Source organism: Chloroflexota bacterium (assembly GCA_026710945.1).
GTDB lineage: Bacteria > Chloroflexota > UBA11872 > VXOZ01 > VXOZ01 > VXOZ01.
The window spans coordinates 1-16,046 of sequence record JAPOQA010000015.1 but is presented as its reverse complement, the minus strand read 5'-3'; the positions used below and the strand labels follow the sequence as shown (position 1 = coordinate 16,046).

The 16,046-nt window shown below is 60.2% G+C and carries 14 protein-coding genes; 2 read left to right on the top strand and 12 right to left on the bottom strand.

Annotated features, from left to right (window positions below):
- Positions 1–271 precede the first annotated feature (271 nt).
- Together pheT and pheS are read right to left on the bottom strand one after the other, a co-directional pair.
- On the bottom strand, positions 272–2,737 hold the full coding sequence (gene pheT, locus OXE05_02635) for a phenylalanine--tRNA ligase subunit beta (GenBank protein MCY4436214.1): 2,466 nt from the start codon (positions 2,735–2,737) through the stop codon (positions 272–274).
- A 242-nt stretch (positions 2,738–2,979) separates the two neighbouring features.
- Positions 2,980–4,050 (bottom strand): phenylalanine--tRNA ligase subunit alpha, encoded by a 1,071-nt coding sequence (gene pheS, locus OXE05_02630; GenBank protein MCY4436213.1) that lies wholly within the window; start codon positions 4,048–4,050, stop codon positions 2,980–2,982.
- Positions 4,051–4,539: 489 nt separating this feature from the next.
- On the opposite strand from pheS, the gene OXE05_02625 reads away from it, so the two are divergent.
- Both OXE05_02625 and OXE05_02620 read left to right on the top strand, forming a co-directional pair.
- The gene (locus OXE05_02625) at positions 4,540–6,201 is read left to right on the top strand and encodes an AAA family ATPase (GenBank protein ID MCY4436212.1); all 1,662 of its coding nucleotides are present in this window, start codon (positions 4,540–4,542) and stop codon (positions 6,199–6,201) included.
- Between the two features lie 472 nt (positions 6,202–6,673).
- Positions 6,674–8,668 (top strand): cation-translocating P-type ATPase, encoded by a 1,995-nt coding sequence (locus OXE05_02620; GenBank protein MCY4436211.1) that lies wholly within the window; start codon positions 6,674–6,676, stop codon positions 8,666–8,668.
- Between the two features lie 272 nt (positions 8,669–8,940).
- On the opposite strand, the gene OXE05_02615 is transcribed toward OXE05_02620, so the two are convergent.
- The 10 genes from OXE05_02615 to OXE05_02570 all read right to left on the bottom strand — a co-directional run bounded on the left by OXE05_02615 (position 8,941) and on the right by OXE05_02570 (position 15,660).
- A complete protein-coding gene (locus OXE05_02615) occupies positions 8,941–9,561 on the bottom strand; it encodes an SRPBCC domain-containing protein (protein MCY4436210.1) in 621 nt (206 codons plus the stop codon).
- Positions 9,562–9,742: 181 nt separating this feature from the next.
- Positions 9,743–9,943, bottom strand: coding sequence for a DUF2283 domain-containing protein (locus OXE05_02610; GenBank protein MCY4436209.1), 201 nt, complete (start codon positions 9,941–9,943; stop codon positions 9,743–9,745).
- A 1,034-nt stretch (positions 9,944–10,977) separates the two neighbouring features.
- Positions 10,978–11,181 (bottom strand): type II toxin-antitoxin system HicB family antitoxin, encoded by a 204-nt coding sequence (locus OXE05_02605; protein ID MCY4436208.1) that lies wholly within the window; start codon positions 11,179–11,181, stop codon positions 10,978–10,980.
- 2 nt (positions 11,182–11,183) lie between these two features.
- Positions 11,184–11,381, bottom strand: coding sequence for a type II toxin-antitoxin system HicA family toxin (locus tag OXE05_02600; protein ID MCY4436207.1), 198 nt, complete (start codon positions 11,379–11,381; stop codon positions 11,184–11,186).
- Between the two features lie 128 nt (positions 11,382–11,509).
- A complete protein-coding gene (locus OXE05_02595) occupies positions 11,510–11,740 on the bottom strand; it encodes a YgiT-type zinc finger protein (protein MCY4436206.1) in 231 nt (76 codons plus the stop codon).
- Positions 11,741–11,874: 134 nt separating this feature from the next.
- Positions 11,875–12,237: a clan AA aspartic protease gene (locus OXE05_02590; protein MCY4436205.1), complete on the bottom strand. Its 363-nt coding sequence runs from the start codon at positions 12,235–12,237 to the stop codon at positions 11,875–11,877.
- A 269-nt stretch (positions 12,238–12,506) separates the two neighbouring features.
- Positions 12,507–12,911 carry a hypothetical protein gene (locus OXE05_02585; GenBank protein ID MCY4436204.1) on the bottom strand — a complete coding sequence of 135 codons (405 nt, stop codon included), beginning with the start codon at positions 12,909–12,911 and terminating at the stop codon, positions 12,507–12,509.
- On the bottom strand, positions 12,889–13,143 hold the full coding sequence (locus tag OXE05_02580; GenBank protein ID MCY4436203.1) for an AbrB/MazE/SpoVT family DNA-binding domain-containing protein: 255 nt from the start codon (positions 13,141–13,143) through the stop codon (positions 12,889–12,891). The genes OXE05_02585 and OXE05_02580 overlap by 23 nt, the downstream gene beginning before the upstream one ends.
- Positions 13,144–13,399: 256 nt before the next feature.
- The gene (locus OXE05_02575) at positions 13,400–13,792 is read right to left on the bottom strand and encodes a nuclear transport factor 2 family protein (GenBank protein ID MCY4436202.1); all 393 of its coding nucleotides are present in this window, start codon (positions 13,790–13,792) and stop codon (positions 13,400–13,402) included.
- 824 nt (positions 13,793–14,616) lie between these two features.
- On the bottom strand, positions 14,617–15,660 hold the full coding sequence (locus tag OXE05_02570; protein ID MCY4436201.1) for a decaprenyl-phosphate phosphoribosyltransferase: 1,044 nt from the start codon (positions 15,658–15,660) through the stop codon (positions 14,617–14,619).
- Between the last annotated feature and the right edge of the window lie 386 nt (positions 15,661–16,046).

Here is a 16,046-nt window from a genome sequence, read left to right as displayed (position 1 = left end):
CCATGCGCTCCAGAAACCGCTCCCGCCGGGTCTTCCGCTTCTTCTGCGCGTACTCCAAGTCGGCAAACGTCGGCTGCTCCATGTCCTAGACCCCTCCTCACGTGGCTTCCTCGCTTGTTATGCTACTATGCCAGAAACTTGCTCAGAGAGTTCCTAAGAGCTTCCAGGTCTTTCGCGACGGGATACGTAAGCTCGCTGGCCTTGAGTGAGTTCTAGCTAGCAAGAAGCAGCGGCGAATCCCCCTATTTCTCTCGCGCTCTCAGCACGCTAACTAACGCAATGTAGCGTTGAGTGATGCCTGCAGCTTGGCGATGATGCGGTCGCGGATGGTGGTTACTTCGGCGTCGTTGAGCGTGCGGTCGGCGGCGCGGAAGGTGAGGGTGTAGGCCAGGCTGCGCTTGCCGTCGGGGACTTGCGGCCCCTGGTAGACGTCGAAGAGATCGACGCTCTCCAGCAGATCGCCGCCTGCTCCGCGCACTTCCTCCACCACGCGCTCGGCGGGGATTTCCGCATCCAGCACAATCGCCAGGTCTTGCACCACGGCAGGGTGGCGTGACGGCGGCGTGAACTCCGGTGTGGCGCGAGCCAGAGACACCAACTCCTGGAGATTGAGCACCAGAGCCAGCGCGCGTTGATCGACGTCGAAAGCAGCGCTCACCTCGGCGTTGATCTCACCCACAATGCCTACCACGTGATCTTCCTCGTCCTGGCGCACGGTCACCGCCGCGGCCCGGTAAGGATGGAATGTCGGATGCTCCACCGGCGCGAAGCCATAGTCCGTGATACCGAACTGCCGCAGAACCTGCTCCGCCGCGCCCTTGATCGTATAGAAAGTGTTCTCGGTGCGCGCGCCCCACTGCTCGGTGCGGAATTCTCCCATCACGGCGGTGAGCAGGCGGCGTTCCTCCGGCAGCTTGGAGCGCACGGGGAGGAATACGGGCGCAATCTCGAAGAGGTGCACGTCGCTTGTCTGGCGGCGGAGGTTGCTTGCCAGCGTCTCCAGCAGACCCGCCAGCGTCACGATGCGCAGCGTGCTTGCTTCCGAAGTAAAGGGGTTCTTGAGGTCAAGGGGAGAGGAGTGGAGCGGCAGCACTGATTCGGCCACGACGCGCGCCAGGCCGTCGGGCATTTCAGCCGCCACCCCCTTGGGCAAGAGGCGATCCATCCGCGCCGCATTCGTCAGCGTGTAAGTGATCGCTTCCGCAAAGCCCGCGCCCACCAGTACCTGTTTGGCCCGGTCCGTCCACGTGCGCAGCGGTGCGGGCTCTGCTTCCGGCAAGGGGCCGGACGGCATAGTGGTGGGAATGTTGTCGTAGCCTACCAGGCGGGCGACTTCCTCAACGAGGTCGGCGGAGCAGCTTACGTCCAGCCGGTGGAGCGGCACCGTGACGTGCAGCCGGCTGTTCTGACGGCGATACGAGAAGCCCAAAGGCCGGAGTTTTTCCGCGGCAGTCGTCAAGGGAATGTCCATGCCAAGCAGCCGCGCAATGTCCTCTTCGGAGAGTTCAATCTCCGGGCGTTGCTGCGGGCGGACGTATGAATCCGCGGCGTGGCTGCGGGCGCGTCCGCCGGCAATCTCGACGATGAGTTCGATGGCGCGATCCCGTGCAATGGGGGCTAGTTCCGGCGGCACGCCCTGCTCGAACCTTCGGGATGCCTCGCTAGGTAAGTTAAGCGCTTGCCGCGTGCGGCGGATCGACGTGGCGTGGAAGCTGGCGGATTCCAACAGGATGCGCGTGGTCCGCTCGGTCACTTCAGTATCCAGGCCGCCCATTACGCCTGCCAGGGCGATGGGACCGTTGGGGTCGGCGATTACCAGCATGCCGGCAGCCAACGCACGCTCTTCTCCGTCTAGGGTGGTTAGTTTCTCACCCAAGTGGGCGCGCCGGACGATGATGTTTCCGTCTGTTACCTTGTCGTAGTCGAAGGCGTGGAGCGGTTGCCCAAACTCCAGCATCACGTAATTGGTGATGTCCACGATGTTATTGATGGGACGCATGCCTGCTGCCAGCAGCCGCTCTTGCATCCAGCGCGGCGACGCCCCTATCGTCACATCTATGACAACGCCCGCCGCATAGCGCGCACAGAACTTCGGCTCTTTGATATCCACGCGCACCACGGGAAGCGTTGGCGCATCTATTCTGTGCGTTGCCGGTTGGCGCAAGCGTTCTCCCGTAATTGCCGAAACTTCCCGGGCCACGTTGATCATAGCGAGACAATCGCTGCGGTTGGGCTTGAGGTCAAGCTCCAAAATTGTATCGCCCATGTATTCCTGGAGCGGCGCGCCCACCGGCGCCTCGGCATCGAGGATCAGAATGCCTTCATGGTCTTCGCCTAAGCCAAGCTCTCTGGCAGAGCAGACCATGCCCTCGGATTTTATTCCCCGCAGGACGACCGGCTTAAGCTCGATGCGCTGTGGCGAATCGCTATAGGCATCGTTGAGCACGGCGCCAAGCAACGCCACCGGCACCTTATCGCCTTTGGCGATGTTCATAGCGCCGGTTACGAACGTGGGCTGCTCCGCTTGTCCGTAATCAACGGTGACAAGCTGCAGGCGATCGGCGTTGGGATGGCCCTTGAGGTCCACGACCGTGCCGACAAACGTGTTCTGCCAGAAGTCACCGATCTGAATGACCTGTGCGACCTCGATGCCGGCCATCGTCAACTCATGTGCCAACTCTTCAGCCGGTAGCTTAATTGCCACATACTCTTCGAGCCAGCGGAGTGATACACGCATGCGATCAAAAACCTCCCGGGGAGCGTCCGCTCCAGCGGACGTTGCTCTCCACGTCTATCGTATTCGGACTAGAGTGCGCCGCGCGCGCGGCGCTGGGTACGTTGCTTTCAGCGCTGCCGTTGCGCATTGCGTAAGATCGAGAACATCAGATTCTGCGTCAACGCAGCTATTTCACAGTGTCAACAGATCTGTTGCATGACCTCAACTCTGTTGCAGGACCTCAACGAAAGTGTTGAACGATTTCAGCGAAACTGCTGAAGGAAGCGGATGTCGTTATTGTAGAAGTAGCGAATGTCATCAATGCCGTACTTGAGCATGGCAATGCGCTCCACGCCCATGCCGAACGCAAAGCCGGAGTAGCGGGCGGGATCGTAATTTACGGCCTCGAGCACGTTTGGGTGCACCATACCGCAGCCGAGAATCTCCAGCCAGCCGGTCTGCTTGCAGACGCGGCAACCGTTACCGCCGCAAACATGGCAGCTAATGGATACCTCCGCGCCCGGCTCTACAAAGGGAAAGTATGAGCAATTGAAGCGCACCCGCGTATTGACGCCGAAGAGGTCGCGTGCGAATGCCGTGAGCACGCCTTTCAGGTCCCCCATGTTCGTCCGCTCGTCCACGGCGAGACCTTCCACTTGGTAGAAGATGGCTTCGTGGCTGGCGTCGGTAGCCTCGTTGCGGTAGACGCGGCCCGGCGCCACGATGCGCACAGGCGGCGGCGTGTTTTCCATGACCCGAATTTGCACCGGCGAGGTGTGCGTGCGCAGTAGCATGGAGCCGAAGTTCTTGGTTGCATCCGCATCCACGTAGAACGTATCCCACATATCGCGGGCGGGATGGTCGGAGGGAATATTGAGCATCGCGAAGTTATAGTGGTCCCACTCTACTTCCGGGCCTTCCACCACCTGAAACCCCATGCGCTCGAAGACGCCCAGAATCGCGTTGAGCACCTGGGTGGTGGGATGGAGCTGTCCCAAGCGCACCGGGTCGCCGGGGAGCGTGACGTCGAGCGCCTCTGACTTTAGGGTATCGGCATGCTGGCCGCGCTTGAGCAGCGCCTGCTGCGCCTCCAACGCCTCCGCCAGCCGCCCTTTCACCGTGTTGGCGAGTTGGCCTACGCGGGGGCGTTCCTCTTTCGGCAGGCCGCCCAAGCCCCGCAGGAGTTGCGTAACCTTGCCGCTGCGGCCCAGGAACGTGGTACGCCAATCGCTTAGGTCTGCCTCCGCGGCGCACACCGCGAGTTGCGCCTGCGCTTCGCGCTCCAGCGCTTCAAGCTGCGCTACGATGTCCGCTGCCGTCGTCTCGTCTGCCATCGGTTGTCGTTCCTACGTTTCAAGATAGAGTAATGCTGCGTTTCACAAACAAAAAACAGAAAGCGGGTAAACACTTTCTGTTCAGCCGGAAAGGCGGGTGATCTGCTAGGCTACGTCTCCGTGGTTCGCCTAAACTTTGCCCGGCTCTCCGGGCCCGTAAACTGCCACGCCCACGGATACATGTTTGCACCTTGATCTGACACTTCGCCGCTGCCATGTCTACTACACAGTCTCATAACCCGCCACATTCAAAAGCATAGTATAGCGATGTTGTTTGCTTATGTCAAAATGCCTGGCTCAAGGACAATGGAGGTAGAGTGAGCCCCATAGAAAGTAAGTACTTACGCTCCAACATACGCCACATCGTAGAGGTGGCGTATGTTTACCGACTGTTGAATGGACTTCCCAGTCCGCTATGTTGATATACTGAACGGGAAGATGAAGCACGCCATTGCGCGTTTGACCGAGTTCGACAGCCAAGGAAACAGCATGTCGCCTGCGCCGACCTACAAGCCCCTCGAAATCGAGGTAACCGACTTCGGCCCCATCGCTAGAGCAAAGCTCGACCTGCGCCCGCTTACTGTATTCGTCGGCCCCAGCAATACGGGCAAGTCCTACCTGGCAACGCTTATCTACGCGCTGCATAGGTTCTTTGGCGGCTATGCGAACAGTCCGAATCTCAGCCCCAAGGCGCTTACTTTCTACCCCTTGCTTCCCTTTCACAGAGTCTTGTCTGGCGTCTGGATGAAGGCGATGTCCGCAACAGAGCGTGATACGCTGATTGACTGGGTGAAACCTCTACTCGTGCATGCGCGTGAGGAAGAATTCGCGGATGACTTCCGCGCGTCTGTGCCCGATGCCGTGGCAGTGCTCTTCCGTCCCTTGCTCCGAGATGTGAGCGATCTCGATGATTACTTGGAGCGGGAAATCGCGCGCTGCTTTGGCATTGAAAGCCTAGCCCGGTTAGTCCGGCATGGCAGCAGAGATGGCGCACGGGTTGTTCTGAAGCGATACGTTGCCGAGCCACCTCGTCCGGTAGAGCCCTTCACCCATGAATTCACTATTAGGTCGAGAAAGTCCATATTTACCGCCTCTATTCCTGACGCAACACCCTTGCAAATCGAGAGAAACGATGGCGAGCCGTGGTATCAGGAAAAGCTGCGGCTGATGGACTCGCACATTTCCTTATATAGCGACCTTGAGGGATCTAGTAGAGAATCTGTCGCGTCGGTAATACGAGATGATGTTGCCGATGTGGTTGGCACGTGCACGGTCAGCCCCTTAAATCGTGTGGCGCATTATCTGCCTGCCGACCGCGCTGGTGTGATGCACGCGCACCGGGCGGTTATGACCTCCTTGATTAGACAAGCGCCCCACGGTGGGCCTCATCGCAGCGAAACGGCACCGACGCTCTCCGGCGTACTCGCCGATTTCCTTGAGCAACTTGTCGCATTCGGCGATTCGCCGCGGGAGGAACGCAGCGCCGCCTTTCTTGAGGAAGTTGCCGGGTTAAGTATTTCGCTTCAGAGAGCATGCGATGAAAACCGGTTTCTCGCTGCAACACTTGAGGCGGAAATCCTCAAAGGCACGGTGCATCACCGGCAATCGATCACCGGCTACCCGGTTTTTTCCTATCAGCCGCAGGGACGACGGGAAGAGGTACCGCTGCTGAACGCCTCGTCCATGGTTTCAGAGTTAGCGCCGGTGGTCTTGTATCTGCGCTATCTCGTATATCCCGGCGACGTGCTCATTATCGAGGAGCCGGAGGCGCACCTTCACCCGGCCATGCAGAGGGCGTTCACACGGCAGCTTGCGGCGGCAGTGCGCGCCGGCGTGCGGGTCATGATCACGACGCATAGCGATTACGTGCTGGAAGAACTGGCAAATCTCGTGCGCATGTCCGAGTTGCCGGAAACGCGGCGAGAGGGCTTGATGGGCGCAGACGTAGCCCTTAACCCAGACGAGGTGGGCGTGTGGCTCTTCGAGCCCAAGAAACGGCCTAAGGGTTCGGTGGTGAAGGAGATTCCGTTGGACGCGGACGTTGGCCTCTATTCAGCGGGATACGGTGACGTTACTGAGGCGCTCTACAACACATCGGTAGAAATCGACAGTCGCATCGGAGAGAGCAAGACTGGCTATGAGTCTCGTTGACCAGGTAAGGCAGAACATCGATGAGGAGTGCCTTGCAAGAAGATGCCGTAGGGAAGGGTGCTCATTGACTTTGGAAAGTCTCGCACACCCGTTCCTCCTGATCGATATGGATCACGAGAGATCCCCGTCAGACAGTAGTGGCGGGAAGAACTGCGACTACATATTCATAGGAGACAAAGAAAATTGGTCTTGGATTGCGCCTCTGGAACTAAAGCGCGGAAAGCTCCATGCCAAAGACGTTGTGGCGCAGATTCAGGCCGGCGCAACCGTTGCGGACCAAATCGTGCCCCATGAAGTCCGTACTCGTTTCAGACCGGTTGCAGCCTACGGTGGAAAGGCGCATCGCGCTGAACTGAGACTTCTCACCACCAGCCGAGTTCGCTTCCGTAGTCAGAATAACCGTGTCGCACTGGTGCGATGCGGTACGTCTTTGCTGGGCGCACTGAATAAGAGAACGTGAGGGACTAACTCTATGTCGTTTTCTGACCTCTGGCAGACATACGGCCCTGTGGTGCGGTCGTCGCACTTTCGCACCGTAGCGGCGACGGGTGTCTTGATCCTCGCCGCCTGGCTGGTCTCCTTCACGAGCGAGGGAGGAGCTGCACAGCACTTCCATCTGGGCCAGGCACTGACGATATCACTGGTGCCGGAAGGCGAGTCCTACCTGGCCGTGGGCTTGGCGCTGGCGGCGGTTGTCATTGGCGGAACTGGCATCGTGTGGGGCGCGCTGCAGGGCATGCGGCAGCGGCAGGTGAACGTGGATGAACTCGTGAGCATTGCCGTTATCGCCTCGGTGCTGGTCGGTGAATACCTCTCCGCCGGACTCGTGGTCTTCATGATGATCTTCGGCCAGCTGCTCGAGGAGGCCACCAGCCAGCGCGCCACGGCGGCGCTGGAGCACCTGGCCGAGCTCCAGCCCGAGCATGCCCATCGCCTAGAGGGCGACGAGATTGAAGAGGTCAACACGGACGCATTGCAGCCGGGCGACAGGGTGCTGGTGAAGCCGGGCGAGCGCCTGCCGGTGGACGGCATGGTAATTGCGGGCACGGCGGCAGTTGACGAGACGCTGGTCACCGGCGAGTCGCTCCCTGTGCACAAAGAGCCGGGACAGCGCGTGTATGCGGGCACGTTGAACCAGGACGGCGCGCTCACGATTCGCACGGAAGCGGTGGGTGAGAATGCGTATGTGGGGCAGATCGGACGGCTGCTGGACGCCCTGGAAGAGGAACGCGCCCCGATCGTGCGCGCGGCGGATCGCTACGCCAAGTACTTTACGCCCGCCATTCTGCTTGTCTCCAGCGCCACGTGGTTGATTTCCGGTAATCTCAGCGCGGCGCTGGCGGTGTTGATCATCGCCTGCCCGTGCGCGCTGGTGCTGGCGACGCCTACCGCAATCGTCGCCGGGGTAGCGAACGCGGCGCGGCAGGGCATTCTCATCAAAGGCGGCGCCCGCTTCGAGGCCGCCGGCGCGGTGGATACCGTAGCAGTGGACAAGACCGGCACGCTCACCCTCGGCACGCCCGTGGTGCAGCAGGTTATCCCGGCTGAGGGCATGACGGCGGAAACACTGCTTACGCTCGCGGCGGCGGTGGAACGCTATTCCGAACACCCGCTCGGCAAAGCGCTCGTGAGTCATGCCGCTGCACAAACCCTCGATCTGCCGTCTGCAACAGACTTTCGCGCGTTTCCGGGCAGAGGGGTGGAAGGACGCGTCGGGCAACAGCACGTCCTGGTCGGCACCGGGGAACTTCTCCGCGAGAACGGCGTCGCGGGCGTGCCGCCGCAGGAGGCCGCGCCGCATGACGGCAGCTTGCTGTTAGTTGCTGTGGAAGAAGCGTTTTGCGGCTGGATACAGTTTGCCGATACCGTGCGACCGGCGGCGGCGCAAGCAATCGAGCACCTCCACGCGCTTGGCATCCAACGGGTTGTGATGCTTACCGGCGACCGTCAGCCGGAGGCAAAGCGCCTGGCAGAGACCGTGGGCATCGACGATTGGCACGCCCGCTTGCTGCCGCAAGGCAAGGTTGAATGGATACGGGGCGCACGGGACGACGGCAGACGGGTAGCGATGGCCGGCGACGGCGTGAACGATGCCCCGGCGCTGGCGGCTGCCGATCTTGGCATCGTTATGGGCGGCACCGGCACGGCGGTAGCGGCGGAAACCGCCGACATCGCCCTGATGCGCGGCGACATCGGCCAACTGCCCACAGCAATTGCCATCAGCCAGATGACCCTGCGCGGCATCAAGCAGAATCTGCTGTTTGCGCTGGTCTGGAACCTCGCCGGTATCGCCTTGGCGGCGACCGGTGTGCTCGGCCCCATCGCTGCCGCGCTGACACATAACCTCGGCTCAGTAGCGGTGGTGGTGAACGCCGCCCGCTACGTGGCCGCCCCCAGCAAGCTGCCCCCGCACGTCCACCAGGAACGGGTTGCACCGCAACCCGATGCCGTTTCCGACGCGGTATAGGCCGGTACCTTCAGCCGGCGGAACGCGAGTATTCAGTCGCAATGGCGGTCACGTAATGCGTACTCTTGCGGCGCAGGGTCATGGACTTACCGTCATTCCGGCGCAAGCCGGAATCCAGGGGGTGTAGGTCTCGATCACTGCGGACTCGACGTCAAGTTCCTCTTTCCGCTCGATCTTGGTTCTTCCCCCTGAATGAGGTAAGGGTCTCGCGGGAGAATCCCTAAAGGATTATTTGTCGTGATGCGTGGCGCGTGGGCCACAGTGCGGCGCATTCATTTGCGAGCTTCTGCAAGCTCTGCCAGCTTATGCAGAACCTCCCGCCAGTGTGCCCGCATCTGCTCGCGTGCCTCGGCGCTGGTGAGCTTCTCTTGATGGAAGCGCACGGCGGTCTTTGTGCTGCTCGGCTCCAGAGAGACTTGCAAGGTTGAAGGGGTTTGGAAGTCCGGCGGCTGCCACGTCAAGCGCAGGTGCTTTCCCGCTGTGAAGCTGCGCATCTCGCCGCGTGTACCTTCGGGTGTTTCGTACGTGGCGCCCTTTTCCCAGCGCAGGTCAGTAGCAGTGCCGAGCCACAGGGCGAGCCCTTCCGGCTGCGTGATGAGGTCCCAGGCGTGCTCCGGCGACAGCGGCAGGGTCTTCTGCACGCCGATCTGGAACCCGGCGCTCTCCGTCCCGCCAAGCACGCGCTTGCCCCGGGCGCGTTCGTACTCCACGGTGACCGTCTGGCACCACCAGCCGTTCTCGATGTAACTCTTTTCATGGAGCAGCCGCGCAATCTGCTTGTGCGGCAGCGCTTTCGCCCCCTCGCCATCGAGTAGCACGAACCACGCGTCCCAGCCCTTGCCGGTCGCCTTCCGCACGGCGGCGTCGGATATCTTTCGCTGTGATTCACCCATGAACTTCCTCTCAGGCTGGCTGCACTGCGTGTGGCTGTACTCGTATTTTGCCAAGAGCGGAGAAACGGCAGAGACACGGGGCTATCTCGCGGGCTTAGCGCAGTTCGGGATGCGTATTCTGCAGCGTCTTTTGCGAAACTGCAACACCTTCCGCTTCAGTAATCTGTGCCTCAGGCAGTGTTCACGCAGTCTCGTAGTGCAGTGCGGCAAGGTTCGGGCTGGAGGAACGCTTTGAGAGACGCAGCAGTTCCACGCCTATCGCCTTGTTCGCCTCGTTGTAAGCGAGCACGACACCTGGTGAAACTTCCTCAGACTCGGCTATTGGCGAATCGTCAAGGCGCAGATAGAGAGCATCAGCTTGCTTGTCAACATTCAGATTCAAGAATCGCCTCTCATGCTTCGAGCAAAGAATATCGTCACGACCCGCCAGGGGACAACGTGGGAGTTAACTGCTACACGCAGCACCCGGTTACCGTGCTCCGGGATGCAACCATAGGACCGCTCCGCCGCAGAGTCGTCTGGGTCGGACATCCACGGTACTGGCTCATTCACCGCCAATGCTACCTATATCTCGCTTATCTTCGTTCCGCCACTACGTAAATTGCGTGCTCGGAAAAATCCAGCTTCGGCGGTTTCCTGACAAACTCTCGCCTCTGTAGTAGCCCTGAGAAGTTTGCGGAGGCTTTAGGGATGCATTGTCCTAGCAATTCCGCAAAGATGTCTACAGCGGATCGCCCTGGGCTTTTTTCTGCTTCCCTAGAGTGCCGTCAACCCGCCTTGATGCTATGCAGTGGCAGCGCCTCGGTTTCCAACGTGAACAGGTCCAGGCGTCGGGATGCCCGGTCGATGGCGAAGCCGACCACCTCGCCATCTTCCAACGCTATAACGCGCAGATAGCGTGGGACGATTTCACCGGACGGGGTGACAAATTCCTAAATGCGCACGCGACCGTCCTGCTGCCTCTCCCTGCAGAGAGACCTTTGCGAAACCCGAACGGAAGCGAGAGCGTTCCCTCTCCCTCGACGGGAGAGGGCTAGAGCCTGCCCCGTACTCGATACGGGGGTGAGGGTGAATCTCCTGAAATCTCTCCATATGCACACCAAATCTGCCCTGATACGTCTTGACACTGCCCAGCGTAAAGGGCCATCGCAGCAAAAAGACCCCCTCACCCCAACCCTCTCCCCCAGGAGAGGGAGTGCCCCTGCTTGAAAGTGGGGTTATGCAAAGGTCTCCTGCAGAGGGGTGAAGCCAAGACCTGAGCGCACCACGCCGATTCGATGTAGGGACGCTTGCGACGAGCCTAATCATCTGAAGTAGCGCGTAGCCATCATGGCCGTGGATTACCTTACCCACCCATGCGGCACGTGGTCATTCCCAATCTATGAAGTCCGGTTCCTCGCCTCCTGCAAGAACTTGCTACACGTCGACGAGTTCGTACGACTGTGGCTCAGGAACGGGCAAGCCGTCTTCCTCAAGCGCCTCGACGTAGAGGTGGATGGCCTCGCGAATAAGCGCGCACACCTCCTCTCTGGTCTCCGCGGCAGCCACGCAGCCGGGCAAGTCCGGCACATGGGCGCCATAGCTGGTTGGCCCCTTCTCTATCACCACAGCGTATTTCATAGTCAACTCCATTGCCGTAGCCCCGCCTGCTTCAGGATATTGTTCCACGTTCCCTGTGGCATATCGACGCCCAGATGTCCTGCGATAACGACGATTCCCGGCTTGGCCGGGTGTTTGAACACGCGGTGACTGCCCCGGGTCCGAGCAAGGCGCCAGCCATCTCGTTCCACCAGCCGGATGGCGTCTCTAACCTTCGGCATGACCCACATCCTCTGCCTGCCCGCTTCTGTTGGTCACTTTGCATCATCACCCCTCGCCCACTCGATGGGACACGTGGTTTCGTGGTTCTGCGCTCCGGCGGGCAGCGCGCCGCCGCATCCCGCCGCCACTACGCGAATTCGAGCACCTGCATGGGTACGGTCTTCGCCGCCTTGGCTTCTCCGTGGACCAATTGTCGTACCTTCTCCGTCGTATCCCGGCTGAAAGAGCGCTCGCCGCAGCGTTCGCATACCGTAGACGGCACACCGCCTACAAGCACATAGCGGTCTTCAACTTTAAAGACCTCTTCCACCAACTCCCTGCGGTTCTCATTTCCGTGGCAAACGGCGCACGTGAACACAGTTACCGTCTCCTTACGTAGTCATTCCATCCACTGCTGTCCGGCTCGTAGAGCGTAGCAATCCTGAATTCGGGCGAACCAGCGACGAAAGGCTGAATGTGGAGAGGACCTGCGGGGACACGCACGTTACCTGCCTACTTAAGCCGAACCGCGGGTAGACGTTTGAGAGTTTGGTTGCGCGGATCTATTTCGATACCCACCGACTCCAGGGCGGTCACACCGAGCAGCGGTTCGGCTTCCGGTTCGCCAAACACGATTGTGGCTCCGACAAACTCTCCCATGAACTCCACCTGGGCCGCGGCGATGCCCAGCCGAACCTCGCTGCCATCGGCCAACTCGTAGACGCGGTAGCCCGTGGGCGTGAGTCCAATGGCCTCCAGATGCTGCCGGGGCACAAGGCAATCAGTCGCGCCCGTATCCACGAGAAACAACCCTTCCCAAACTCGGTCCGGCTCGGCCAGGTTCCGTATGCCGACAGTTACGTGAATTGCTCCCATTCTGTTTCCTTGCTTATTTCGATCAACAAACATGCCTGTCACGCATCTTGGAATTACGGCGATGCTCGCCGCACCCTAATGCTATCATGCGAATTCATACACCTGCATGAGTACGGACTTCGCCGCCTTGTCTTCTCCATGGACCAGTAAAGGCAACTACATACCTTGCAACTCGATCAGACAGTCTTCCTTCTACTCCATCCTGTATACACGGAAAGATCTAAAGGGAAGGCTGGCGTTCTGCGAATTGAACAGGTAGCAGGGGTTGCTCACTCCGAGATAAGCCGCGCGTCGGGCAGGGAGGCCATCCTGCGGTCCAGCGTGAGCGTCTCCAACCCGCGGCGCGCGTAGTCGTCGGCAATGAGACGGTCGAAGAGGCTGGGGCCGGCTGAGGCGGAGAGAGCGTCCAGCACGGCGAGGCCGTTTAGCGGGGCAACCAAGCCGCTGGTGAGGACGTCGAGTAGGCTAGAACGAGCCTCCGCTTCCGGCGCCCTGTAATGGTGGGTCAGCGTAGCGTAGGCCTCGCCAATGGCCTGATTAGAGACGAAGACCTCGCATCCTTGCTCCTCGACGAGCGCAACGAGCTCCCTAACGCAGCGTTCGAAGTCCCTGAGAGGGACTTTGGTGACCAACCTGACGAGTACGGAAGTATCAATACCGTATTGCTGGGCCATGCCCCTGCTCTCGTTGGTCCCGGAACGTGCGGATGTCATCCGACTCGATATTCGGGTCGATCTTGTCGCGCAGTGTGCCCAATTTCGAGTAATCGATGCGCCTGGGCTTTAGCGTGTATCCACCATCAGGGCCCTCCAGCAATTCAAGCTGGTCGCCGGGTCCTACGCCCATGGCATCCAGAACGTGCTTGGGAAAGGTTACCTGGCGTTTGGCAGTGACCTTGACTATCATAATCTCCTCCTTACCGATAGCCTATCACGGGTAAGGCAAGAACCGCAATTGCGCCGGTCGATACTGAGCACGCCACTGCGGAGTTGGCGGTTCAACTTCTTCATCTGTAAAGGCGCTGCGATCTACGCTATCCAACACAACCTTGTTACATGAAGAGGAGATGGCTTTTATTGTGCGGACGGTTTGCAAGAGCGCAAATGCTCCGAGATTGGATGAGCAGCCAGAATCACCCACGGCCAACATCTATGCCTCAGTATCAGCCCTGTCCCAATTGCGCTTTGAATTGGGCGGTGTCGTAGTACTCGCGCCAGTCCGTGATCTTGCCGTTGACGCAGGTGATGAAGACGCTGGCGGGGAGGCGGGCGGCGTTGCCGGTGAGACGGTGACGGCAGGAGAACTCCCACTCGCAGGCGGCGGTGTCGCCCTGGGCGACGAGCGCGCGCACCGTGAGGCGGACCTGGGCGAAGGCGCTGAAGAAGGCCGTGAGCGATTGGCGAATGGCGGGGATGCCGCTGAGCGTCTGGCCGGAGGCGTTGGTAAGCACGGCATCCGGCGCGAAGTCCTGCAGAATGGCGTCGACGTCGGCGGCGTTCCAGGCGGCGGTCTGGTGCTCCAGGATGTCGGCGGGTGTCTCAGCAGTTGTGGTCATGGGTGCGATAGTCCTTTTGGATTCGGGGTCACTGTAATTTTGCCACGAAGGATACGCTCCTGGGCTGTTGCAGCAAAGAAGATGGCGCGTGAAGTCTTTGTCCCCGGAGGAGAGTGACGGACTGCAGTCGGAAAGGGCGTCACGTCGCTGTCGAGTTTCTCTGCTGAGCAGGACGAAAGTGGAGCGGCAACACAATTTCCCGGCACAAGGCTTCTCGATCCCTAGATTAGCTGGGGAAAGTCAGGCCATGTGCGAGATTCTTACAAAGGAGCGTGGGGGGCAAGGCCACGGCGGGGTTAGCCAGCCCTGCGACAGGCCTTGGGTGAACAGGCCATGTGCGTGACTTTTGCGCAAAGAGCGGGGGACAAGCCCCCGCGCTACACGTCTCAATTCTGATCTTCTTTGACATGCCCTGGAGAAGATGGATTCCCGCGTGCGCGGGAATTGTAAATGTCAGGTAATTCGTTGACAGATTTGGCAGAAGAGACATGGGATCAGAACTCTGTGCTTGCCTACATACATGTCATTCCGAACGGAGCGTAGCGGAGTGAGGAATCTAGAGTGCTGAGGCCAGTGTACTGTGTGAAGCATGGATCCTAGATTCCTCGCTTCGCTCGGAATGACATGTACGTTCGACACAGTCCAGTGAGTAGAAGCTTTTGTCAGCGAATTACTCAACACTTACAGGAATGACGGCACTTTGCGGCTATACTCTACCGTGTGCTGAGCTGCTACCTTGCGGGGAAACCCTCCGCTTGTCACTCAGTGGGTCCTTGCGGATTCAAGTTTGACATGCCAACAGCGACAGAGGCGCTAAGTAGGGTCTATACGAAATACAAAAGCACGAGCACGGTGGCGCCCCAGAGGATTACGCTGGCGAGCAGCCAGGGATCGCGGACCAGCAGCGCCTCGGGGCTTTCGGCGCCGCCGGGTGCGCGCGCTATGCGCAGGTAGCGTACCAAGCCGAAGACCACGAACGGCGCCGTGGCGATGAGTTTCGGATTGCCGAACGTGGCGGGCGAAAAGAGCGTATAGAGCACATAGGCGGCTGCGGTCGTCACGGCGACGCGTTTCAGCCAGCGGTCGAGCGACGCGGTGGTGTAGCGCGCCAGATTGCGGCGGTGGGCCGCGGCCTGCGGGCCGAGCAGCGCCAGTTCGCTGCGACGCTTGCCCAGGATGATCAGCAGCGCCGCCAGCAGCGTGCAGAGGTAGAGCCAAGGTGAAATGGGCGTAAGCACGGCCACGACGCCCGCGGCTGCCCGCAGCAGGAAGCCGGACGCAATTATGCACACGTCCAGCAATACCACGTGTTTCAGCCACGCGCTATAGGCGAGATTCATGCTTACATAGAGCGCCAGGATCGCCCCGAGCGCAAGCTGCATGAAGAAAGCACCGATGAGTGCGCCGCCCAGCAGGACGACGGCGGCGACCACGGCGGCGGACAGGGGCACTTCTCCTGCCGCCAGCGGACGCAGCCGTTTCAACGGATGCGCGCGGTCTGCATCCAGATCGAGCATGTCGTTTACGAGATAGATGCCGCCGCTCGCGAGCACGAAGAGACCGAACGTCAGCACGCTGGACTGCACAGCAGCGGCGTCTGTGAGTTGCTGGGAAAAGATGACACCCGCAAAGACGAGAACATTCTTGACCCACTGCTGGGGACGGGTGGAACGCAGCAGCGCACCGGCAACGGAGATCACTGAACCTTGGGCTGTTGCAGGCCGCGTGTCGGCGGACAAAGGCGAGTCTGGAGCCGCGATGGCACTTTCTGGCGCAGCAGTATTTGCCGAATGTGCGTCGGATTCACGCACCTCGCGGCTGCCCCGCTTTTGGCGGCCTGCGTTGCGAATAGAGTGTTCACTGCTCACGCCAGATTTTCCATTGGCAATTGACGATTCGCCCTCACCCCCGTATCACGTACGGGGCAGGCTCTAGCCCTCTCCCCCTGGAGGCCTTTGGCAACCGTAGCGGTAGCGAAATAGTTCCCTCTCCCTCGACGGGAGAGGGCTAGGGTGAGGGTGAATCTCCTAAAATCTCTCCACATGCATACCAAATCTGCCCTGATACGTCTTGACACTGCCCAGCGGAAAGGGCCATCGTAGCAAAAAGACCCCCTCACCCCAACCCTCTCCCCCAGAGGTTGTCTCAATATTCTGGTGCGGGGCACGGAGAATGGGGAGAGAAGGACAGACAGATGGCGGGTGGGATGAACAAGACGGTGCCAGTGTCGGGTCTGTCCTTGGGGCGACGCTGG